General features: G+C 59.5%; 19 protein-coding genes. 10 read left to right on the top strand and 9 right to left on the bottom strand.

The features are described 5' to 3' along the window. Positions 1 to 157 precede the first annotated feature (157 nt). From EA797_RS04935 to EA797_RS04920, 4 genes are all read left to right on the top strand, one after another. Positions 158 to 1,075 (top strand): AAA family ATPase, encoded by a 918-nt coding sequence (locus tag EA797_RS04935; RefSeq protein WP_122164034.1) that lies wholly within the window; start codon positions 158 to 160, stop codon positions 1,073 to 1,075. A gap of 29 nt (positions 1,076 to 1,104) precedes the next feature. Continuing rightward, the gene (locus EA797_RS04930; RefSeq protein WP_122164033.1) at positions 1,105 to 2,067 is read left to right on the top strand and encodes a DUF58 domain-containing protein; all 963 of its coding nucleotides are present in this window, start codon (positions 1,105 to 1,107) and stop codon (positions 2,065 to 2,067) included. Beyond that, positions 2,064 to 4,088, top strand: a complete 2,025-nt coding sequence (locus tag EA797_RS04925) for a transglutaminase TgpA family protein (protein ID WP_122164032.1) — start codon at positions 2,064 to 2,066, stop codon at positions 4,086 to 4,088. Before EA797_RS04930 ends, EA797_RS04925 begins: the two co-directional genes overlap by 4 nt. A 98-nt stretch (positions 4,089 to 4,186) precedes the next feature. Continuing rightward, on the top strand, positions 4,187 to 4,984 hold the full coding sequence (locus EA797_RS04920) for an acyl-CoA thioesterase (RefSeq protein ID WP_122164031.1): 798 nt from the start codon (positions 4,187 to 4,189) through the stop codon (positions 4,982 to 4,984). Between the two features lie 56 nt (positions 4,985 to 5,040). On the opposite strand, the gene EA797_RS04915 is transcribed toward EA797_RS04920, so the two are convergent. Together EA797_RS04915 and EA797_RS04910 are read right to left on the bottom strand one after the other, a co-directional pair. Beyond that, complete coding sequence (locus tag EA797_RS04915; RefSeq protein WP_122164030.1) at positions 5,041 to 6,513, bottom strand: methyl-accepting chemotaxis protein; 1,473 nt, start codon at positions 6,511 to 6,513, stop codon at positions 5,041 to 5,043. Positions 6,514 to 6,624: 111 nt separating this feature from the next. Beyond that, positions 6,625 to 7,434 carry a TatD family hydrolase gene (locus EA797_RS04910; RefSeq protein WP_122164029.1) on the bottom strand — a complete coding sequence of 270 codons (810 nt, stop codon included), beginning with the start codon at positions 7,432 to 7,434 and terminating at the stop codon, positions 6,625 to 6,627. Between the two features lie 173 nt (positions 7,435 to 7,607). Between EA797_RS04910 and EA797_RS04905 the strand changes: the two genes are divergently transcribed. Beyond that, positions 7,608 to 9,017, top strand: a complete 1,410-nt coding sequence (locus tag EA797_RS04905; RefSeq protein ID WP_122164028.1) for an MltF family protein — start codon at positions 7,608 to 7,610, stop codon at positions 9,015 to 9,017. A 4-nt stretch (positions 9,018 to 9,021) separates the two neighbouring features. On the opposite strand, the gene EA797_RS04900 is transcribed toward EA797_RS04905, so the two are convergent. The 5 genes from EA797_RS04900 to EA797_RS04880 form a co-directional block, all read right to left on the bottom strand. Further along, a complete protein-coding gene (locus tag EA797_RS04900; protein ID WP_122164027.1) occupies positions 9,022 to 10,050 on the bottom strand; it encodes a lipase secretion chaperone in 1,029 nt (342 codons plus the stop codon). A 49-nt stretch (positions 10,051 to 10,099) separates the two neighbouring features. Further along, positions 10,100 to 11,035, bottom strand: coding sequence for a triacylglycerol lipase (locus EA797_RS04895; protein ID WP_122164026.1), 936 nt, complete (start codon positions 11,033 to 11,035; stop codon positions 10,100 to 10,102). A gap of 291 nt (positions 11,036 to 11,326) precedes the next feature. Beyond that, the gene (gene greB / locus EA797_RS04890) at positions 11,327 to 11,824 is read right to left on the bottom strand and encodes a transcription elongation factor GreB (protein WP_122164025.1); all 498 of its coding nucleotides are present in this window, start codon (positions 11,822 to 11,824) and stop codon (positions 11,327 to 11,329) included. 72 nt (positions 11,825 to 11,896) lie between these two features. Then, positions 11,897 to 14,398 (bottom strand): ABC transporter permease, encoded by a 2,502-nt coding sequence (locus EA797_RS04885; RefSeq protein ID WP_122164024.1) that lies wholly within the window; start codon positions 14,396 to 14,398, stop codon positions 11,897 to 11,899. After that, positions 14,395 to 15,081: an ABC transporter ATP-binding protein gene (locus tag EA797_RS04880; RefSeq protein WP_122164023.1), complete on the bottom strand. Its 687-nt coding sequence runs from the start codon at positions 15,079 to 15,081 to the stop codon at positions 14,395 to 14,397. The genes EA797_RS04885 and EA797_RS04880 overlap by 4 nt, the downstream gene beginning before the upstream one ends. Before the next feature lie 10 nt (positions 15,082 to 15,091). Here EA797_RS04880 and EA797_RS04875 point away from each other — a divergent pair, with 10 nt between their 5' ends. From EA797_RS04875 to EA797_RS04865, 3 genes are all read left to right on the top strand, one after another. After that, complete coding sequence (locus EA797_RS04875; protein WP_122164697.1) at positions 15,092 to 15,697, top strand: arylesterase; 606 nt, start codon at positions 15,092 to 15,094, stop codon at positions 15,695 to 15,697. 44 nt (positions 15,698 to 15,741) lie between these two features. Then, positions 15,742 to 16,023, top strand: a complete 282-nt coding sequence (locus EA797_RS21950) for a hypothetical protein (RefSeq protein WP_122164022.1) — start codon at positions 15,742 to 15,744, stop codon at positions 16,021 to 16,023. A gap of 70 nt (positions 16,024 to 16,093) precedes the next feature. Then, entirely contained in the window at positions 16,094 to 17,056 is a 963-nt protein-coding gene (locus tag EA797_RS04865) for a L,D-transpeptidase family protein (protein ID WP_122164021.1), read from the top strand. 75 nt (positions 17,057 to 17,131) lie between these two features. On the opposite strand, the gene EA797_RS04860 is transcribed toward EA797_RS04865, so the two are convergent. Next, positions 17,132 to 17,386, bottom strand: a complete 255-nt coding sequence (locus EA797_RS04860; RefSeq protein WP_122164696.1) for an Lpp/OprI family alanine-zipper lipoprotein — start codon at positions 17,384 to 17,386, stop codon at positions 17,132 to 17,134. 413 nt (positions 17,387 to 17,799) lie between these two features. On the opposite strand from EA797_RS04860, the gene EA797_RS04855 reads away from it, so the two are divergent. Continuing rightward, positions 17,800 to 18,090: a GNAT family N-acetyltransferase gene (locus EA797_RS04855; RefSeq protein ID WP_122164020.1), complete on the top strand. Its 291-nt coding sequence runs from the start codon at positions 17,800 to 17,802 to the stop codon at positions 18,088 to 18,090. A 40-nt stretch (positions 18,091 to 18,130) separates the two neighbouring features. Here EA797_RS04855 and EA797_RS04850 read toward each other — a convergent pair whose 3' ends face one another. Beyond that, the gene (locus EA797_RS04850) at positions 18,131 to 19,207 is read right to left on the bottom strand and encodes a 3-deoxy-7-phosphoheptulonate synthase (protein ID WP_122164019.1); all 1,077 of its coding nucleotides are present in this window, start codon (positions 19,205 to 19,207) and stop codon (positions 18,131 to 18,133) included. A gap of 263 nt (positions 19,208 to 19,470) precedes the next feature. Between EA797_RS04850 and EA797_RS04845 the strand changes: the two genes are divergently transcribed. Continuing rightward, complete coding sequence (locus EA797_RS04845; RefSeq protein ID WP_122164018.1) at positions 19,471 to 20,421, top strand: putative 2-dehydropantoate 2-reductase; 951 nt, start codon at positions 19,471 to 19,473, stop codon at positions 20,419 to 20,421. Positions 20,422 to 20,498 lie beyond the last annotated feature (77 nt).

The raw sequence follows: 20,498 nt of genomic DNA, 5'->3' as shown, positions 1-20,498 counted from the left end.
TTCGCGTCATTCGGATCGCGCCCGAAGTAACTGAAGTGTTTGGTAAAGGCTCAGGTCGGGATCAAGTTGGCACTTAGCACCAACCGATGCGCTTTCGGCGCTTTGCCAGGCGCATCAGGACCAGTAGGATCGAGCGATACCGGCATAGGAGAGTTGCATGCGCGCCCGATTGGATGTCTGTCTGCGAGCGGTCAATGAAGTTCTGCTCGGCAAGCAATCGCAGGTACGATTGGCCATGGCTTGCCTTTTGGCCAGGGGGCATCTTCTGGTAGAGGATCTGCCCGGCATGGGCAAAACGACCCTCAGTCATGCGCTAGCGAAAGTGATGGGGTTGGATTTCCAGCGTATCCAGTTCACCTCCGATCTGCTGCCTGGCGACATTCTTGGCACTTCCGTTTTCGATAAGGACAGCGGCCAGTTCGTTTTTCATCCAGGCCCCATCTTTGCCGAGCTGGTGCTGGCCGATGAAATCAATCGGGCGACGCCCAAGAGCCAAAGCGCGTTGCTCGAAGCGATGGAAGAGGGGCAGGTCACCATCGAAGGAGCGACCCGGCCGTTGCCAGAGCCATTTTTCGTGGTGGCTACCCAGAATCCGGTCAGCTCCGGGGGCACCTTTGCTTTGCCGGAGTCTCAGCTGGATCGCTTTCTGATGCGCCTGTCGCTGGGGTACCCGGCCAAGGCTGCAGAGAAAGCGTTGTTGCTTGGCGACTCACGCCGAGATCTGCTCCTGCGTCTGCAGCCTCAGATGGACCACGCCGGACTGGCTGCGATCCAGGAAGCTGTAAGTGAAGTCCGCGTCAGCGACGCGTTGGTCGACTATGTATTGCGATTGGTCGAGGCCACGCGGACGCAACCGCAATTTGCCTGGGGACTATCTCCCCGCGGCAGTTTGGCGCTTCTGGCGGCCGCACGAGCCTGGGCCTTTATCGAAGGGCGCGAATATGTGATTCCCGAAGACGTGCAGGCAGTACTGCCTTCTGTGGTGGGTCATCGACTACGCGAGCGCGCCGATGCCAGCGGCCATGGAGGTGGCGCGCTGGTGCAATGGTTGCTGCGCGAAGTTCCCGCGCTGTGAAGCAGGACTTGGGCTGAGGGGGAGGGTTTATGCGACTGCTACCCCGGCTACGTGACCGCTGGCTGCTGAAGCGCATTCCACCAGGGCCCAGCGTGCGGCTCGACCAGCGCCGTATTTTCATCATGCCGACCGCGGTGGGCATGAGCTTTGTCATCGCTCTGGTCCTGATGTTGATCGCTGCGATCAATTACGAGAATAGCCTGGCTTATGCCCTGACCTTTTTGCTCGGCTCGGTGTTCGTTGTGGCAATTCTGCACACGTGGCGCAATCTCGCCGGCCTGGAGTTGCAGGCCGGTGGATCCGAGGCGGTGTTCCTCGGCGAGCACGCACGCCTGCGGGTGCGCCTGGAAAGCCGAAATCGGCTTTATCAGGCTGTCTCTGTCGGCTGGCCCAGGAGTGGCCTGCAACAGGTGGACGTCCCGGCTGGAGGCACTTGTGAAATCGAGCTGAGCCTGCCTACTGAGAAACGCGGTTGGTTGAGGCCAGGGCGATTGCGCGTCGAGAGCCGATTCCCGCTGGGGATTCTGGTGGCCTGGAGCTGGATCGATCTGCAGCTGGCGACCCTTGTCTATCCGCAGCCGCTTGACGGCGATCTTCCTCAGATAGGGGGGAATGCCGAACAGGAGGCCGAGGGCGTGCACGCCCACGGCGTCGGTATCGATGATTACCAGGGTTTGCGGCCATGGCAGCCTGGCGACTCGCGCAAGCGCATGAACTGGAAAGCCTATTCGCGTGGTCAGGGCCTACTCGTCAAGGACTTCACCGCTCTGGCTGGCGAGGATCCGCTGCTGGACATAGATGCGCTCGACGGTGATCTTGAATCCCGCTTATCACTACTATGCCATTGGGTGGTGGAGTTGTCGGCACGGCAACAGCCTTTCGCCTTGTCGCTTGCAGGTTCAACTATCGGTGCGGGCGCCGGCGTCGAACATCGCAACCGATGCTTACGCGCGCTGGCACTGTTCGGTCTGCCGGTGGAGGTGCAGCAATGAGCACTGTGCAGCCAATTCCCCGGACCGGTCTGGTCTGGTTGTTGGTGGCGCAGGTGCTGGTCATACTCCCGCATCTGTCCCACCTGCCTTTGTGGATCATCGGACTTTGGCTGGGTTGTGCGGCATGGCGCATACAGATTTTCCGCATGCGCGCCCGTTACCCGCGAGCCTGGGCGAAAGCGCTGATGATGTTGGGTGCTGCGGTCGGTGTGTATTTCTCGCGCGGCGGATTGATCGGGCTCGACGCCGGCGTGGTGCTGCTGATTGCCGCATTCATTCTCAAGCTTGTGGAAATGCGCAGTCGGCGAGATGCGCTGGTGCTGGTTTTCCTCGGCTTTTTCGCTGTGGTCACCAGCTACCTGTTCAACGACAGCCTGCTCGCAGGGATTTACAGCCTCGCACCGATCATCGCGCTGCTGGCGGCCATGATCGGACTGCAGCAGAGCACCACTGACACACATCCCTGGCCAACCTTACGCCTTGCTAGTTCCCTGTTATTGCAGGCGATCCCACTGATGCTGGTGCTGTTCGTGCTATTTCCTCGGCTCGGACCTCTCTGGTCATTGCCGCAACCCAAAGACCGCGGCGTGACGGGGCTGGCCGACAGCATGTCGCCTGGCGATATTGCCGAACTGAGTCGTTCCAGTGCCTTGGCCTTTCGTGCAAGCTTCGAAGGACCGATTCCCGATCGTGACAGGCTGTACTGGCGGGCAGTGACCTTCGAGCGTTTCGATGGGCGGCGCTGGTCCCAGTCCTTCTCTTCGCAGATACCACAGGTGCCTGAGTGGACGCCGCAAGGCGCGCCGGTCGACTACAGCATCGTCATGCAACCGAGTGGGCGACCCTGGCTGTATGCATTGGACGTCGCGCAGGTCGATGCCGGCGGTGCGCGCTTGATGGCAGATTTCCACCTCGAGCGCCCGCGAGCAGTCGATAAGCCGCTGCTCTACCAGGCCAGATCCTGGCCTGAGGCGCTGCGCGAGCCCCGTGCTGCAGCCGCGACACTGGAACGGGCCTTACAGCTCCCCGAAGGTGGCAATCTCCGCAGCCGGGATTGGGCAAAATCGCTTCGGAGCCAGCATCAGACGGCTTCAGCGACGGTGCAGGCTCTGCTCAGCCATTTCAACCAGCAGCCGTACGGTTACACGTTGCGTCCGCCCCCGGTCGGTGCGGATATCGTCGATGATTTCCTGTTCGAGACACTCAATGGCTTCTGCATTCACTACGCGGGTGCCATGACCTTCGTGCTGCGTGCGGCCGGGATTCCCTCACGAGTAGTGGCCGGTTATCAGGGTGGTGAAATCAACCCCTCGGGCAACTACCTCTCGGTTCGCCAGCTCGATGCCCACGCCTGGATCGAGTACTGGGACGCGGAAAAAGGCTGGGTCAGTGTGGACCCGACCTTTCAGGTGGCGCCGGAGCGAATCGAGTTGGGTCTGGAAGAAGCACTCGCCGGGGAGCAGGACCTGATGCAAGGCGCCCTGATGGGGCTGCGCAACTATCGTGATATCGGCTGGCTGAATGAATTGCGATTTGGCTGGGACAGCCTCAATTACGGCTGGCAGCGTTGGGTACTCAACTACCAGGGCGAGCGGCAGCTGGAAGTACTGCAAGGAGTCTTCGGCAAGATGGATGCGCGCAAGCTCGGCCTGCTGATGGTCGTGTCGGGGGCGTTGTTGATCGGCCTACTGGCGCTCATGTTGCTCAAGCCCTGGCGCCGTGAGCGTGATGCGCAGCTTCGTCAGTTTCATCGCTTCGAGCGACTGCTGGCTCGACAGGGCATCGCCCGGCTAGCGGGTGAGGGCGCACGGGACTTCGCTCAGCGTGCGGCAGAGCATTTGCCGGATGCCGCCGGACCTATCAGGGAGTTCGCCAGCCTTTACGAACAGGCGCGTTATGCGGGATATCCGGCAGAGAAAGCTGAATTGCGAGCGGCACTTGCCCACTTGCGCCGCCAACTGCCCTGGCGTCGTGTTAAGTCTCCAGGCAGGGGCCGGGAGAGCGATGCCGGTGATCCATAGCGAGATGCAATGCCAGGTCATCACCAAAGGCTCAGCTGCACCGTGAGCGACGCGAGCGGCGATAAGATCTATCCGAACAACCATGAGTCGAGGTGGGAATGACCCTGTCCGAGTTGATACAAGCCGTGCGTGAGAACCCCCAAGAGGTGGTCGTTCCATCCAGTTGGGGGCAGGGGCGAGCAGGCTTTGGAGGGTTGGCTGCGGCGCTGGTGTTCGAGGCGATGCAGGCCAATGTGCCGGGTGATCGTCCGGTGCGGTCGCTGGCGATTACCTTTGTCGGGCCGCTCGCAGTCGATGTGCCTGTCAGCTTCGAGGCCGAGGTGCTGCGTGAGGGCAAGGCAGTGAGCCAGGTATTGGGCCGCGCTGTTCAAAATGGTCAGGTGGTGACACTGGTGCAGGGCAGTTTTGGAGCGCCACGTGTCTCCGCTGTCAGGGTAGAGGCCGTTCCCGCGCCGGAACTTCCTCCGGTGGAAGAGTGCCAGGAGCTGCCGTATGTCGGCGGCGCGACGCCTGAATTCACGCGCCATCTGGCCCTGCGCTGGGGCATCGGAGGCCTGCCGTTTTCCGGTAACACCTCACGCGAAATGGGCGGGTGGGTTCGCCAGCGTGGCGAGGTGGACAGAGAGCCTGTGACCGTCTCGCATTTGCTGGCACTGGTCGATGCATGGCCGCCGGCAGTGCTGCCGCATCTGAAAAGCTTTGCGCCTGGCAGTTCGCTGACGTGGACTATCGAGTTCGTGCAGCCGCTGCCGTTGCTCGATACCCATGAATGGTGCCGCTACCGTGCCGAGATCGAGCACGCTCAGGATGGTTACGGCCACTGTGCGGCGGCGCTATGGACAGGAAGTGGGGAGTTGATTGCCTTGAGCCGGCAGACCGTTACAGTCTTCGGGTAGCGACTTGCCAGATAGTTGTAATCGGGCAAGAGAGCCTTTCGCCCGATTCACAACATTCAAAGTTTGAGTTGCTGGATGGCCTTACTCAGTTCGCCAGAGAGTGCGGCCAGCTCCGCGCTGGTCTTCGCCGACGCGGCGGTTTGTTGCACCGTCTGCTCGGTGACATCCCGTATGCCCGTCACCGACCGGTTAAGCTCCTCGGCCACATCGCTCTGCTGTTCGGCTGCCACTGCGATCTGAGTGTTGCTCTCGCGCATCTGCGCAACAGCAACGGTGATAGCTTCCAGTGCGACGCCTGCCTCACGCGCTTCGCGCACACAATCGTCCGCCTGGAGAGAGCTTTCCTGCATAAACTCCACGGCATCCCGAGTCATGGCCTGCAGGCCTGCAACCATCTGCGTGATTTCGTCAGTCGAAAGCTGAACGCGTTTGGCCAGGTTGCGAACTTCATCCGCTACCACCGCAAAGCCGCGACCCATCTCGCCCGCCCGAGCCGCTTCGATGGCCGCGTTCAGGGCCAGCAGATTGGTCTGCTCGGCGATGCCGTGAATCACACTGACCACGCCGTTGATTTTCTGACTGTCAGCGGCGAGCTTGCCGATCGTTTCGGAGGTCTGCTGCACACCTCGGGATAGATTGGAAATGGACCGCTCAACCCGGACCACTACCCGGTGGCCTTCGCCAGCAAGGCGATCCGCGCTTTGTGACTGATCACTGGTTTCGCGTGCATGTTCGGCAATGTGGTGAACTGTGGCAGTCATCTCATTGATCGCAGTCGCCGCCTGATCGGTTTCACTCTGTTGGGCGAGCATGCCTTTGCGAACGCCACCCATGCTGGCGGCCAGTCGTCCGGCGTTCTCGTCAAGCCGCCCCGCTGCCTGGGCCACGGTACCGACGATGCGTTGATAGCCCGCTTGCATGGCATTGAACGCTGCAGCCATCTGACCGACTTCATCGCGGCTATCCAGGGGCACGCGAACCGCAAGATCGCCGCTGCGCTCCACGTGGATCATCACATCCTTGAGGGTGTTGAGATGGCTCAGGAGAAACTTGATCAACAACTGCGAAGCGGCCAACAGGATCAGCATCAACACTGCCACGGCTATCGCATAGCTGAAGAAATGCTCGGCCAGCAACTGACGTGTACTTGGGGCGCGAGCCTGTACCGCGAGCTTGTCACCGTTGCCTCTGGCGACCAGGTAGGCGCCAATGACTGGCGAGGTAGCAAGCAGTCGGTCGTGATCGATCTCAGCCCAGCCTTGCGCTATGGCGACCGGCGTACCGTCGACCGTAACTGCCTGTCCAGCGGAGAAAACCTGAATATCCCGGCCCTGTGGTACCGGACTCCCTTCAGGCCAGGCCCGGAGCAGGGCGCCCAGCTGCTCGGCTGTGCTTTGCGCGTCGTGGCTTCGCGATTGCTGTTCGAGTTGCAGAGCGAAAAGTACCAGCAGCAGCGTCGTAGCGAACGCCACCATGTTCAATGCCCAGAATTTGTATTTCAGGGAGAGATCGCGAATCCATAAAGCCATTGAATGCTCTTCTTTGGTCGGTGCCGGTAGGGTTAGCCCGGTCGGTGGCATTGCGCAATTTGTGAACCCGTTCTGTTAACGGCAGAAAGCGGCCTGGCTTGAGGCGTCCGATCAAGTTTTCAGTGGCTCGATCCCAAAGAAATTCTGTGCGCACGCGGTAGTGCTCTGCGCCAGCTGCTCCTCGCTCACGCTGCGATGCAGCGAGACCTCGCGCAATACCTCAGGGAGAAATGCTGGTTCGTTTTGACCACCCTTGGGTTTAGGGCGCAACGTGCGTGGCAGCAGATACGGCGCGTCGCTTTCCAGCATCAATCGTGTGGCCGGAATCTCTCGCACAAGTGAATGCAGATGCGTCCCCCGGCGCTCATCGCAGATCCAGCCAGTTATACCGATATGCAGATCTAGATCTAGGTAGGCGTAAAGCGCGCGTTTTTCTCCGGTAAAGCAGTGCACGACCGCGGCCCGTAGCCGATCTCGAAACGGACGGAGGATTTCAACCAGACGCACGTCCGCGTCCCGCTCGTGAAGAAACACGGGTAAACCGGTTTCCACTGCCAGCTGCAGATGTTCTTCGAGCACGCGTTCTTGCTGCACACGCGGTGACAGGTCCCGATTGAAATCCAGGCCGCATTCGCCAACCGCACGTACCTCGGGCTCGGCGAGCAGGCCTTTCAGCAAACCGGACGTCTCGGAACTCCACTGGCTGGCATCATGTGGATGGATACCGGCGGTGCAAAACAGGCGCTGCTGGGAGTCGTCAAGTACTCGGCAAAGCCTCAAGGCGGCTTCGCTTTCATCGAGGCTCGTACCGGTCAGGACCATTTGCTTCACGCCAGCGGCGTAGGCTCGCTCCAATACCGCGCGTGGATCGCGGGCAAACGTGGGATGGGTCAAGTTGACGCCTATGTCGACTAGCTGCATGAACCGTCTCGCTTATGAATTCAAAATATAACCATTTGAATCAGTGACTTAAAAAGTTTATCTAATGTCTTGTAAGAAGTTGGGCTGGCGGCTTGGTTGAGGCTGTGAGAATCTTCGCCGCCCGCAGCAGGATGGCTGCCTGCATTTTGTCTCATTCGAGCCGATACAGCTTCATGACCCGACTATTCGCCTTACTGCTTTGTCTGCTGGTGCTAACGCCCTGGCCAGCGATTGCGCGGGTGATGGGTCCCCAGGCCTGGCAAACACCGGCAACCGTACGCGATCTGGCTGAGATTCGCCGTAGCGGCGTGCTGCGGGTATTGGTCAATCAGAGCCGCAATAGCTCCGGCGAAGTAAAGGGTGAAGCCATTGGGGTGGAATCTGTCCGGTTGCGTGCTTTCGAACAGTACTTGAATCGCGGTAGCAAAGGTCCGGCGATCCGTTTGAAGTTGATTCCCAAAGCCAAGGATCAACTGCTGGGCGCATTGCAACGGGGAGAGGGTGATCTGGTCGCACCGGGAGAGTTATTGCCGCTTGGCACGGCGCGCCAGGTCAGTCGCAGTCGCGCCGTTGTCATGGATGTTCGAATGGTGCTGGTCAGCCGGCAGGGCAGCCATCGATACAAGAGTTACGAGCAATTATCAGGGCGCAGTGTCGCCCTGCCGGCCGGGAGTGCTGCCGGTGCCGCTCTGGAAGTGATCAATCAGAACCTGATGAAGGCTGGGCGGGCGCCAATCGTGGTCGAGTGGGTCGATCCGACACTGGCAGTGGAGGACGTGCTGGAAATGGTTCAGGCCGGCGTCTATCCGGCGACTGTTGTGGAGCAGACCATTGCGCAGCGTTGGGTGAAGGTGCTGCCCAAGTTGCGGGTCGATTCGCAGCTCACGCTGGGTAATGCAGCCGATATGCACTGGTTCCTGCGCAAGGATGCAAGCATGTTGCACGCCAGCGTTGACCGCTTTCTCCAGGCTTACACTGCCCCCGTGAATCAGGACGCAGCGTTCGAGAGCGTCTATCGAAGGCTTTACCGCGTCCAATATCCGCTCGACCGCACTGGCAGGCAGCGCCTTGAAAAGGTCCGTCCGACGTTGCAGCTGCACGCCCGGCAGCAGGAGATCGACTGGCTCAACTTGGCCGCGCTGGCTTTCAAGGAGTCGACGCTGAATCCGGCTGCCCGTGGCGCATCTGGCGCAACGGGGCTGATGCAGGTCACTCCAGCAACCGCGCGTAGTATGGGTGTCACTGACATCGGTAAGCTGGACAACAACGTGCTTGCCAGTGCGAAGTACTTGGCAAATATCCGTCGCAATTACTTCGCCAGTTCAAGGTTGAACGAGCGCGAGCGCATGGCCTTCGTCCTGGCCGCCTACAACCTTGGCCCGCAGCGCGTTCAGAGTCTGCGGGCCGAGGCGCGTCGGCAGGGGCTCAATCCGGACCAGTGGTTTTTTCAGGTCGAGCGGGTTGCCATGGCTACGATGGGAATGGGCGTGGTCAGCTATGTCAACGCTGTAAACAAGTATTTTCTGGCCTATACCCGCGAGCGGTATCTTCTCGAGGGCGGACCACAAAGCGCCGCTAATTGACTGGTCAGGTGTCCGTCGTGGTCAACAGGCGCTCCGCCGCTTCCAGTCGTAGCCGCTCGCTTTCGCCGAAGCTGTCCAACGCCAAACGATCGATTGCCGCTCGCTTATCAGCCTCTCCGAGGCCGCGGCTACTGAGAATCTTTTTTTTCTCTTCTTGGTAAGTGGTGATTCTGGTCTGCCATTCACGTCGTTCGCTATCCAGTGCTTCCAAGCGCGCTGTTGCTGCGTTGCCTACCAAGCGTTGCCGCATGATGCGCAGATCCATGGAGCCGCCGCCGCTGGCCTGCAATGCCAGGGTCTGTTCGCGCAGTTCGGTCTGCATTTGCAGCGCGACTGTGTCCTGTAGCTCAGGTGGCAAGTTGCTGCGTAACCGATCCAGCGCCGCTCCTTGATCCGTTGCGTTCAGCGTTTGGTCGTGACGGATAGCCAGTCGCTCTAGCGTAAAGCTGTCAGCCGCTTCTTCCAGCGCAAAGAACGCCTGGTGGGTAGCGTCATCGAAAATGCCGGCGCGCAGCTGCCGTACCGCTTGCAATCGCGCTCGCATGGCGTCGAGGTCGGGTTGCCGGGCGTGATTATTTTCCAGCACCATCAGCTGGCGTTTGTAATCCAGATACTGCCCTAGGAGTTGTGTGGCACGACCCGCTGCGGGTTGAGGCAGTTGCGCTTGTATGTACTGCCGTAGCCTTGTAACGCTGGCGTCAATCGATTCCTCGCCTATGGAGGCAAGGAAGTAGTCGAAGACACGGCGGATATCGCCATCGATAATCAGGTTGCCTGCTGAGTCTGCGTGAAGCCGGCCATCGACCTGCGTACCGGAAAAGGAGGGTGGGAGCTGGCTTGGCCCAGGTGGTTGTGCGGATCGTGCGAGCTGCGGTTTCGAAACTCTCTGTTCCGACACATGAGGCTTGTGTGAGACGGGCTCTGCCACGTCGGGCGTTTGTACCCTCAGGGGTTCGGGTGAGTCGTGCCAGTACACTGCGACGCAGACGGTGACGGTGACGGTCAAGAGTAAGAGGGCGGCAAGAATCTTCATCGGGAAGCCTTATGCTCAAGGAGCGGGGCTCGTCGGCCCCGCTCGTTTCTCAGAGACCTGCGTTTTTCAGCCGGTTGGCATGCTGGCGGTAGACAGTCACCGGACTGGTTTCGAACAGGCTGGTCAGTCCGAACACCTGGTTGACCTCGTCCAGATGGTTCATCCGGTAGTTGTCGCGGATGACCATGCCCATATGCGAGCTGCAACGACCCACCAGTCCGTCATTGGCTTCCGAAAATGCCAGCGAGCCTGCGCCCATCATGGCGTCACTCACATCCAGCGGATTGGTGAGCGGGCTGGTTCCGCTCCATGAGTAGTAGCGAACGCCATTTACCTTATAGGCGCCCTCGCCACATTGGCTGGTGGGAATGCCCTGCGGATACTTCGCGTTGAAGCGGGCTGCGCCTTCGCTATTGAGCGATTCAAGCGTGCCCAGGGAGTTCTGCGGATTTGTGCTGGGGCTGCCGGACAGGAAGTGGATCAGCGCACCCATGCCGTTGACCAACCCCGCGATGATGGCTTCACCTCCCGACCCCTCGGGGATCTTGCGGATCAGGTCCGCCACATCCGAGCCCTTATGTGGCGCGCCGACACTGGTAACGGATGCGATCAGGTCGGGACGTACGGCCGCGACGTAGCGTACGGTCGGGCCGCCATGGCTGTGGCCTATCAGATTCACTTTGGGTTTTCCGCTGATGGCGACAATCTCTTCGACCTGATGCAGCAGTTCTTCGCCTCGTAACTCCGACGTGTTGAGTTGGCTGACTTCCGTCACGAAGACCTGAGCTCCATCGCGACGGAGCGCCTGCGGAATGCCGTACCAGTAATCAATGCCAAGGATGCTGTCGAAACCGAGCATGCCGTGGGCAAGAACGATAGGGTATCGCGTCTGCGTATAGCCGCTGGACGTGCTTGCTTGCACGTTGCCTGAAATGGCGATGGCCGTGCCGAGGCAGAGAGCGAGCAACGTTTTATTTTTATTCATATGTGCACTCAATCAGTGGGTGAACAGGACATGGGCAATCCTTCGCCATTCACCGCGCACTGCGCGTACTGCAAGCAAGGCAATCGCAGCAATCATGCCAACCTACCGTAGCAGCGCAGCGGCGCGCTCTAATACGGCGATTGGCTTGAATAGGCAGACTTGGCTGATCGAGGCGTTTGTTACCGGATGGAACAAACGATGAGTAGGTTGGTGATGGTTGCGCAGATTCGGCGCTGATCGGCGCCTGATCGAAGATTTTGGTGACTGAACGGTCGAAAATGTACTACCCGGTCAGATGTACTCGATAGCCACGATGTACCAGGTTTTGGCGCCGGTTGGAGTCTGGACCTGCACTTCTGCATCGAGGGGCTTGCCGATCAGTGCGCGCGCCAGGGGCGAGTCAATGCTGATCGAGCCATGGCGCAAGTCCAGTTCATCTGGTCCGACGATGCGATAGCGCGCTTGATCGCCTTCCTCGTCTTCGACCGTTACCCATGCGCCGAAATAGACTTTCCCCGGATCGCTGGGTTTTTCGGCAACTACCTTGAGCTTTTCCAGCCGCTTGGTGAGGAAACGAACGCGACTGTCAATCTCGCGGAGCATTTTCTTGCCATAGGTGTATTCGGCGTTTTCCGAGCGATCTCCCTGAGCAGCGGCCTCGCTCACCGACTGGGTTACCTGAGGTCGTTTGACGTGCCATAGCTCATGCAGCTCAGCGCGCAGCCGTGCTTCTCCCTCGGGCGTAATCAGTGGCGTGCCTGCAGGGCGGGGTGGACGGTAACGGCTCATGGTCTTTCCAATTAAAGCGCAAGGCTGAACATTCTATAGGCTATAGGCACTCGTGCTACTCGCCTGCGCAGCTCAACTTTCTCTCAACACATTGAGCGGGCTCGCATTGAGAGCGCGCCGGGTCCCCAGCACCCCTGCGCTACCCACCAGCAGGGCTCCGATCAGTGGAAGCAACAGCAGCCAGGGATGAGGCTGCCAACGGAGGTCAAACACGTAGTGGTAGAGCAGGGCACTGACCAGTTCGCAACCTAGTGCGGCGAGAAGCCCGCTGGCGGCGCCCAGGACGCCGAACTCGGTCCGCCGCGCTCGAAGCAGCAACCTGCGTTCTGCCCCCAGTGCCCGCAGCAATGCGCCCTGGCGGATTCGTTCATCCAACGTTGCCTGCAGGCCTGCAAACAGCACAGCCAGGCCGGCAGCCAACACGAACATCAACACGTATTCCACTGCCAGCGACACCTGCGCGAGTATGCTGCGCAGTTGGGCAAGTAGCGCTTCCACCTGCAATATCGTCGCCGCGGGGAAGTCTCTGGCCAGCTGCACCAGTTCACGATCCTTGCCCTTCGGAAGATGGAAGCTGGTCATGTACGTTGCTGGGACGTCCTGCAGGGTCTGTGGCTCGAAAATCATATAGAAATTGGGCTGAAAGCTGTCCCAGTTGACCTCGCGCAAGCTGGTTACGCTAACGTCGCGGGTCAGGCCCCCAACAGTGAAGCTGAGCTTGTCTCCCAGTTTTACCTGAAGGCTTTCTGCGAGCTCTGCTTCCACCGAAACACCCGGCAGCTCGCCTGGCGCGCCGTCCCACCACCGGCCCGCTGTGAGTCGGTTATCCGAGGGTAGCTCCTGCGCCCAGGTCAGACTGAGGTCCCTGCGAATGGCCCGCTCGCCTTGGCTTTCCTTGGTTACCAGCTGGCGCACGGGTTCGCCATTGATGGCAACCAGGCGACCAGGGACCACTGGGTACAGCGGGGCCGCGTGATTGGACAGTGTCCCGATTCGGGCGGCGAAGGCGTCCTTATCGGCGGGCAGAACGTTTAGTACGAAATGGTTCGGTGCGTCTGCGGGCAGTTGATCTTGCCAGGTATCCAGCAGTTCCCCGCGCAGCAAGGCAATCAGCGCCATGGCAAGCAGGATCAGGCCGAAAGCCAGCGATTGTCCGGCTGCAGCCAGGGGGTGGCGCAGTAGCTGACCGAGACCAAGACGCCACGTCAGGGATGCGCCCGACAACGCGCGCCGCAGCCCTTTCAAGGCCAATAGCAGCAGGCCGCCAAGAACGAGTGTCGCGACCAAGCCGCCGCCCAGTAGCGCGAGCGTGATCTTAAGGTTCAGGCTCAGGCGCCACATGATCAAGCCAAGCGCCACTACCGCTGCGCCATACACCAGCCATGAACTCGGAGGAATGGGCATCATGTCGCGGCGTAGGACACGCAGCGGCGGTACTCGGCCCAATGCCGCGAGGGGCGGCAATGCAAAGCCTGCAAGAGCGACCAGGCCGGTGGCTATCCCAGCCAGGGCTGGCCAGAGTGTGGCGGGCGGTACTTCGCTGACCACAAGATCGCGCAACAGGAAGAACAGCCCGTGCTGAGCCGCCCAGCCCAGCAGTGCACCAACCGCACTTGCAACCAGGCCGAGATACGCGAGCTGAAGGGTATACAGCGCCAGTGCTTCATTCCGGGAGAGCCCCAGGCATCTCAAGAGGGCGCTTGCATCGAAGCGGCGTGCGGCAAATCGCGCCGCTGACAATGCCACCGCTACACCTGCAAGCAGCACGGCTGCGAGGCTGGCCAGGTTGAGATATTGCTCGGCGCGCCCTAAGGCGCCGCCTATCTGGCGGTTTCCGTCCTTGGCCGTTTCGACGCGCTGGTGGGGTTGAAGATCGGTCTTTATGGCTGATTCGTATGCGGCCAACTGCGCTGGCTCGCCCCGCCAGAGTTCGCGGTAGCTTACCCGGCTACCCGGTTGCACCACGCCAGTGGCGTCTAGGTCATCGAGATGCATCAACACACGGGGCGTGAGGCTGTAAAAGTCTCCCACCCTGTCCGGTTCGTATGTCAGCACCCGGTTGAGCTTGAGTTGCTTGTTGCCAACTTCGATAGAGTCGCCAATCTGCAGATTCAGCGCTGCGAACAGCCGTGCTTCAGCCCAGGCTTCGCCAGGGCGTGGGCCAGGTCCGGTTTGTTCAGGCTGATAAGGTGCCGCCGCGCTGCGAAGTTCACCGCGCAAGGGGTAGTTGTCGTCGGCGGCCTTGACGCTGGTGAGCTGTAGATTGTCATCTGTTGCAACGACGCTGGAAAACTCCACGACCCGAGCATGCTCAAGCCTTTGCTCAATGCCTGCGTCGATCTGTCCAGGCTCGGCGGGCGAGCTGCCGCGCAGCACCAGGTCTGCTCCCAGGAACTCGGTCGCGCGCAACAGCATGGCGTCGTTCAGTCTCGCGCCGAAGTAGCCGATGGCAGTGCTTGCCGCGACCGCAATCAGAAGCGCAAAGAACAGCACCCGTAGCTCACCGGCGCGCGCGTCTCTAAGCAGCTGGCGCAGCGCGAGACTTGCCAGACGACTGATAGGCACCTGCTTCATCGAGTCGACTCATCACGCAGCTCGCGACCGCCGTCCAGGCGAAGCAGGTGCTCGCAGCGCTGGGCCAGGCGCTCGTCATGGGTGACCAGTACCAGCGTGGTACCACGTTCACGATTCAGTTCGAACAACAGCTCGGTGATGGTTGCACCGGTATGACTGTCGAGGTTGCCGGTGGGCTCATCGGCGAATAGCACCGCGGGTTCGGCTGCGAATGCGCGTGCGACAGCGACACGCTGCTGCTCGCCACCAGACAGTTGGCGAGGATAGTGATGCAGGCGTGCAGCTAGCCCGACGCGGTCGAGTAGTTCTGTTGCTTTCGCTTGCGCGTCTCTGCGCCCGTGCAGTTCCAGCGGAAGCATGACGTTTTCCAGCGCATTAAGGCTGTCCAGTAGCTGGAAGGACTGAAACACGAAGCCGACGTTCTCGGCCCGTACGCGGGCGCGCTGATCTTCATCCAGAGCACCCAATAGATGACCCGCCAGATGCACCTCGCCCGAGCTGGGGAGGTCGAGCCCCGCGAGCAATCCGAGCAATGTTGATTTGCCTGACCCGGATGTGCCGACGATGGCGAGGCTTTCGCCTTTGTCGAGGCTCAATGACACATCGTCGAGTATCGCCAGCTCGCCTTCCGCGCTGGGTACCACTTTGCTAAGGTTCCGGGCGTACAGAATGCTGGCGCTCATGGAGATTCCGATGCGAAATTGGCTAAGAGGTGGGGCCCTGGTATTGCTGTGCTGGGCTCATGGAGCCTTGGCGGGGACGGTGCTGGTGGTCGGAGATAGTATCAGTGCCGCTTTCGGGCTGGAAACCAGCGAGGGGTGGGTACACCTGCTCCAGCAACGCCTTGATACAGAGAACCGCGATTATCGTGTGGTGAATGCATCAATCAGCGGCGACACCAGCGCAGGAGGCCTGGCAAGGCTACCTACCTTACTTGCTGAACATAAGCCGGACGTGGTGATCATCGAGCTGGGTGGCAACGATGGGTTGCGTGGCCAGCCTCCAGCTCAGATGCATCAGAACTTGGCATCGATGGTCGATCGATCACAAGAGGCCGATGCCAAGGTCGTGCTGCTCGGCATGCGCCTGCCTCCAAACCTCGGCCAGCGTTACACGACTGCTTTCGCGCACGTCTTTGACTCGCTTGCCGAGGAAAAAGATCTGCCCTACGTGCCCTTTCTTCTTGAGGGTGTCGGTGGGATAGATGGGATGATGCAAGCTGACCGCATCCATCCCACTGCCGGGGCTCAGCAACAACTGTTAGACAACGTCTGGCCTGTTCTCGAGCCCTTGCTTTGAGGCGTGCGCGCGGCTACTGTCGCGCCCCTCGTCAGGAGCCTCAGATGCCGCGCCCAGCCTGGTCCCTTTTCGCCTACCGCCTTATCGTCCCAGACGAGCAATTCGATCTGTTCGCATGTCGCGAAAACCGGCTGCATCTGGCCGTGCGGCAGTTGGAATTGAACGGAAGGGTGGATCGCACGCTTTGTGGCGGTTTCTTGCCGGCGAGTCCTCGGTGGCAGGATCTGGAACGCTCGATTCTAAAAGACCGCCGGCTCTGCCCTGCTTGTCGTGACGCCCTCAGTGCGCAGAGAAAGGGCCTTCCGTCTGCCGCCAGTGTCTGGTAGCTCGGCGCGCGTAGCCGCTTCGAGTACAATCGCCACCACTACGACATCTGTATCTCCAAGGAAACCCTGAATGCTCTCGCGTGCGTCTGCAGTCGCCTCCTGTGTGTCATTCGCTGCTTTGTTGTTGGCCGGACAAGCTGCCGCTCTTGAATTACCGCTGCCACCAGAAGGTGAGGATGTGGTTGGGCAAATTCAGGTTGTCAAAGCCAAGTACGAAGACACCTTCGCAGCGTTGGGCGAGACGCACGACTTGGGTTATCTGGAACTGGTTGCGGCCAATCCCGGCGTGGATCCATGGCTACCTGGCGAAGGGACGGACATCATTCTGCCCACCAGGTACATCCTTCCGCCCGGGCCGAGGGAGGGCATCGTCATCAACCTGCCGGAGTATCGCCTCTACTATTACCCCAAAGGCGAAGACGTGGTGCACACCTTTCCCCTCGGAATTGGTCGAGAGGGTTGGGGGTCACCAGTCGGCAATACCCGCATCACAGCGATGATCAGCGATCCGGCCTGGTATCCACCGCAGTCCATACGTGATGAGCACGCCGCCGATGGCGATCCGCTGCCAAAGGTCGTTCCGCCTGGTGCTGACAATCCGCTTGGGCCTTACAAAATGAGCCTGGCGCTACCTGGCTACCTCATCCATGGCTCGAACAAGAAATTCGGAATCGGCATGCGTGTGAGTCACGGCTGTTTTCGGATGCTCAATCACAACGTGTTGGAGCTGGCTCGGCTGGTCAAGGTCGGCACCTCGGTGCGGATCATCGACGAGCCTTACAAGTTCGGCACCAGTCAGGGGAAGATCTATCTGGAGGCTCACACGCCGCTGCAAGATGAAGACAATCACATGACACTCATGGACAAGCATGCGGTGGTAGTGAACACCTTGCTAAAGCGTGACGAGTCAGCAGGCGTGCTGCAGCTGGACTGGGAGATGGTGCGCGAAATCATTGCGGGTGAAGACGGATTGCCAATTCAGATCGCCGAGCAAGGGCAGGCGCTGGCTTCTCATGAGGAGCAAATTTTCTAAATGTGAGCGCGCGTTGCCTGAAAGACGCGCATAAAAAAGCCGACCTTCGAAGGTCGGCTTTTTTTCGCCTGAAGCTTACTTGCGGCTGGCGCGTTCCAGCATACGCAGAGCACGCTCGTTGGCTTCGTCAGCAGTCTGCTGAGCCTTGCGAGCAGCCTGCATAGCCTCGTCGGCTTTGCTGTACGCTTCGTCAGCACGAGCCTGCGCGCGGGCAGCGGCGTCTTCGGTCGCGGTCAGACGGGCTTCGCTTTCCTTGGTCATGCTGTTGCTGCAACCAGTGGCCAGAACTGCGGCGAAAGCCAGAGCAGAAAATTTCAGAACGTTGTTCATCGTGTTCCCCTTAAGGATGAAATCCATGGCAACTTCCGTTATGGAAAGTTGGCGCGCACATACTACCGATTAGTTGCGCTAAGTAAACTGAGGCATGCAGCGGGTACCGCTATTTTTCTGCAAGCTCGTTCTTTTCACGGCATCCGTCAGTCAAGTTGATTGAAAAACAATCAAAGCGAGCCGGTGCACTCGTTTACATGGACAGACGTCTTGCCCTAAAAGTTGCATTTCGGACAGGCTCTTGCTCATCGGGTATTAACACCGGCGCTACAAAGCCTATGGCTGCTAATTAAGCAATTGAAGAGAAGACTTAACCGGCGGTAGGATCGGCGTCCAGCTAACAACAATAAACGGGATCGCGCGCCGCAGCGGTTCCACGGCGCATACGGCGGCAACGCTGTCGAGGAGGCGAGATGACCGACAAGTTAACCATCCACCATGATCGAACGAATCGTCAGTTCGAAACTACCGTGGATGGACATCGCGCCTATCTGGCCTATGTCGACCTTGGCAAGCAAACGCTTGATATATACCGAACCTTTGTTCCGGATGCACTTCGCGGCAGAGGGGTGGCTGCAGTGCTGACTCAGCATGCTCTGGATTTCGCCGCCCATGAGGGTTACACGGTCATCCCGTCCTGCTCGTATGTGGAGTGGTACATCGAGCGTCAGGAAAACATTTCTGGCGATGTAAACGGGGAATGAAAAAACGCCGGCAAGCGGCGTTTTGATGATGCTGGTTGCGTCAGTCTCGAGCGCGACGTGGCAATACTTCTTTCAATTTGGTGTGCATGCCTAGTATGGCTTTCTCGGTCGCTTCCCAATCGATGCAGGCATCAGTGATCGAGACACCATACTTCAGATCCCCAAGATCCTTTGGAATAGGCTGACTGCCCCAGCCCAGGTGGCTTTCCACCATGAGACCGACGATCGAATTATTCCCCTCAAGGATCTGGTTGGCGACGTTGTCCATCACCAGGGGCTGGAGAGCTGGGTCCTTGTTAGAATTCGCGTGGCTGCAGTCAACCATGATATTGGGTTTGATGCCGGCCTTGCTCAATTCCTGCTCGCAAACAGCAACGCTGACTGAATCATAGTTCGGCTTACCGTTACCGCCTCGCAGCACGACATGGCCGTAGGCGTTGCCTTTGGTCGTTACGATCGAGACGCCACCGGATTGGTTTATGCCGAGGAAGCGGTGCGGGCTGGATACCGATTGCAGCGCGTTGATCGCTACGGTCAAGCTGCCATCCGTACCGTTCTTGAAGCCAACTGCCGATGAAAGGCCTGAAGCCATTTCCCGGTGCGTTTGCGATTCGGTGGTGCGCGCCCCAATCGCCGACCAGCTGATCAGGTCCTGAAGATATTGCGGTGAGATCGGGTCCAGCGCTTCGGTTGCGGTAGGTAGGCCCATCTCGGCAAGGTCGAGCAGCAACTGACGACCGATGTGCAACCCATCTTGGATTTTGAAAGAGTCGTCCATGTACGGGTCGTTGATCAGGCCTTTCCAGCCGACCGTGGTGCGCGGCTTTTCGAAATACACCCGCATGACCAGATAGAGACTGTCGGATACCTTTTCTGCGAGTGCCTTCAAGCGCTCCGCGTACTCATGGGCGGCTTTCAGGTCGTGAATTGAGCAGGGGCCTATCACGACGAACAAGCGATGATCCTTGCCGTCGAGAATGTTGCGTACTACCTGGCGTCCCTCGGAGACGGTCTTCAGCGCGGCGGGCGTGAGGGGAATCTCACCCTTCAACTGGTCCGGCGTAATGAGCGTCTCATTGGAGGAAACGTTAAGGTCATCGATCGGTAAATCAGCCATCGTGTTCTCGTCGGGGTCACGGATGCCGTCCGCCAGCCAATCCCGGTGCGGCGGAGCAGGGCTTGAGGGCGCAGCGGGGAAGCGGAACCTTATCGCGTAATGCGTCGCCTCGACAATGACCTTGAGGCGGGACTTTAGTCCTCCCTGCGCAAAAGTTAATCATCGGCACTTCACGTCGCTGGGCGCGGCTTTGGGACGCTGATATCGTGAAGAGAAGGCGCGTCAGCCAGACGCGATCACTCTTTAAGCTGCTGGAGCCATGTATGACTGCACCCAAACCCCGAATCGGAATAATTGGCACTGGTGCTATCGGTGGCTTCTACGGCGTGATGCTCGCGCGAGCAGGCTATGACGTTCATTTTCTATTGCGCAGCGAATATGACGCCGTAGTGCAAAACGGATTGCAGATAAACAGTGCAGTGCATGGCTCGTTGCACCTCGATTCGGTTCAGGCCTACTGCAATGTGTCGGACATGCCCGAGTGTGATTGGGTGCTGGTTGGCGCCAAAAGCACCAGCAATTTCGAAATGGCTCCTCTGATCGAGGGCGTGGCCGCTTCGAATGCCAAAGTCGTGGTCCTGCAAAATGGTCTCGGTGTCGAGGATGGGTTACGAAACGTCCTCCCTGACACTTTGCACCTGCTGGGCGGCCTCTGCTTTATCTGTGTTCACCGCTCTGCGCTGGGTGTGGTTGAGCATCAGGCTCTTGGAGGGGTCAATCTTGGCTACCATTCCGGCCCGGCTGACTCCCAGGAGCAGCAAGGGCTGATTGAAGAAGGCGTCGCGATGTTTCGCGAGGCAGGGGTGGACTCAAATGCGGCCGCGAATCTGAACCAGGCGCGCTGGCAGAAGCTCGTTTGGAACATGCCGTACAACGGTCTTTCAGTCTTGTTACGGGCTGGCACCGCCCCGTTGATGGCCAATCCAGACAGTCGTGCGCTGGTTCGATCGATCATGCTGGAAGCTTGTGGCGCCGCTGCCGCATGTGGACACGCTCTACCTGAGGGCCTGGTCGACCGAATGATGTCCTCGACCGACCACATGCCGGATTACCTGCCAAGCATGTACCACGATCAAGCTCAGGGTCGCCCCATGGAACTTGAAGCGATCTATGCCGCACCGCTGACTGCTGCGGCTGCTGCAGGGTTCGCTATGCCAAAAACCGAGGCGCTGTATCAGGCGTTGCGTTTCATATCGGCACGCTCTGTCGGTTAGCGGCCCGCTTCAACAGTTGCCAAGCGCGGCGACATTGGATTCTTGCTGGCCTGCTAAGCTCCATCAAGGCCGCGATT

Origin of the sequence: Stutzerimonas zhaodongensis (assembly GCF_003696365.1) — a bacterium.
Lineage (GTDB): Bacteria > Pseudomonadota > Gammaproteobacteria > Pseudomonadales > Pseudomonadaceae > Stutzerimonas > Stutzerimonas zhaodongensis.
This window is presented reverse-complemented; position numbering and strand designations above follow the sequence as displayed.

What these genes read in the sequence shown, in the direction of transcription:
- EA797_RS04905 (WP_122164028.1), top strand. Translation starts at nt 7,608, where the DNA reads ATGACCCGACTATTCGCCTTACTGCTTTGTCTGCTGGTGCTAACGCCC.
- greB (WP_122164025.1), bottom strand. Translation starts at nt 11,824, where the DNA reads ATGAGCCGTTACCGTCCACCCCGCCCTGCAGGCACGCCACTGATTACG.
- EA797_RS04930 (WP_122164033.1), top strand. Translation starts at nt 1,105, where the DNA reads ATGCGACTGCTACCCCGGCTACGTGACCGCTGGCTGCTGAAGCGCATT.
- EA797_RS21950 (WP_122164022.1), top strand. Translation starts at nt 15,742, where the DNA reads ATGCCGCGCCCAGCCTGGTCCCTTTTCGCCTACCGCCTTATCGTCCCA.
- EA797_RS04845 (WP_122164018.1), top strand. Translation starts at nt 19,471, where the DNA reads ATGACTGCACCCAAACCCCGAATCGGAATAATTGGCACTGGTGCTATC.
- EA797_RS04865 (WP_122164021.1), top strand. Translation starts at nt 16,094, where the DNA reads ATGCTCTCGCGTGCGTCTGCAGTCGCCTCCTGTGTGTCATTCGCTGCT.
- EA797_RS04880 (WP_122164023.1), bottom strand. Translation starts at nt 15,081, where the DNA reads ATGAGCGCCAGCATTCTGTACGCCCGGAACCTTAGCAAAGTGGTACCC.
- EA797_RS04895 (WP_122164026.1), bottom strand. Translation starts at nt 11,035, where the DNA reads ATGAATAAAAATAAAACGTTGCTCGCTCTCTGCCTCGGCACGGCCATC.
- EA797_RS04875 (WP_122164697.1), top strand. Translation starts at nt 15,092, where the DNA reads ATGCGAAATTGGCTAAGAGGTGGGGCCCTGGTATTGCTGTGCTGGGCT.
- EA797_RS04900 (WP_122164027.1), bottom strand. Translation starts at nt 10,050, where the DNA reads ATGAAGATTCTTGCCGCCCTCTTACTCTTGACCGTCACCGTCACCGTC.
- EA797_RS04860 (WP_122164696.1), bottom strand. Translation starts at nt 17,386, where the DNA reads ATGAACAACGTTCTGAAATTTTCTGCTCTGGCTTTCGCCGCAGTTCTG.
- EA797_RS04855 (WP_122164020.1), top strand. Translation starts at nt 17,800, where the DNA reads ATGACCGACAAGTTAACCATCCACCATGATCGAACGAATCGTCAGTTC.
- EA797_RS04920 (WP_122164031.1), top strand. Translation starts at nt 4,187, where the DNA reads ATGACCCTGTCCGAGTTGATACAAGCCGTGCGTGAGAACCCCCAAGAG.
- EA797_RS04915 (WP_122164030.1), bottom strand. Translation starts at nt 6,513, where the DNA reads ATGGCTTTATGGATTCGCGATCTCTCCCTGAAATACAAATTCTGGGCA.
- EA797_RS04925 (WP_122164032.1), top strand. Translation starts at nt 2,064, where the DNA reads ATGAGCACTGTGCAGCCAATTCCCCGGACCGGTCTGGTCTGGTTGTTG.
- EA797_RS04910 (WP_122164029.1), bottom strand. Translation starts at nt 7,434, where the DNA reads ATGCAGCTAGTCGACATAGGCGTCAACTTGACCCATCCCACGTTTGCC.
- EA797_RS04885 (WP_122164024.1), bottom strand. Translation starts at nt 14,398, where the DNA reads ATGAAGCAGGTGCCTATCAGTCGTCTGGCAAGTCTCGCGCTGCGCCAG.
- EA797_RS04935 (WP_122164034.1), top strand. Translation starts at nt 158, where the DNA reads ATGCGCGCCCGATTGGATGTCTGTCTGCGAGCGGTCAATGAAGTTCTG.
- EA797_RS04850 (WP_122164019.1), bottom strand. Translation starts at nt 19,207, where the DNA reads ATGGCTGATTTACCGATCGATGACCTTAACGTTTCCTCCAATGAGACG.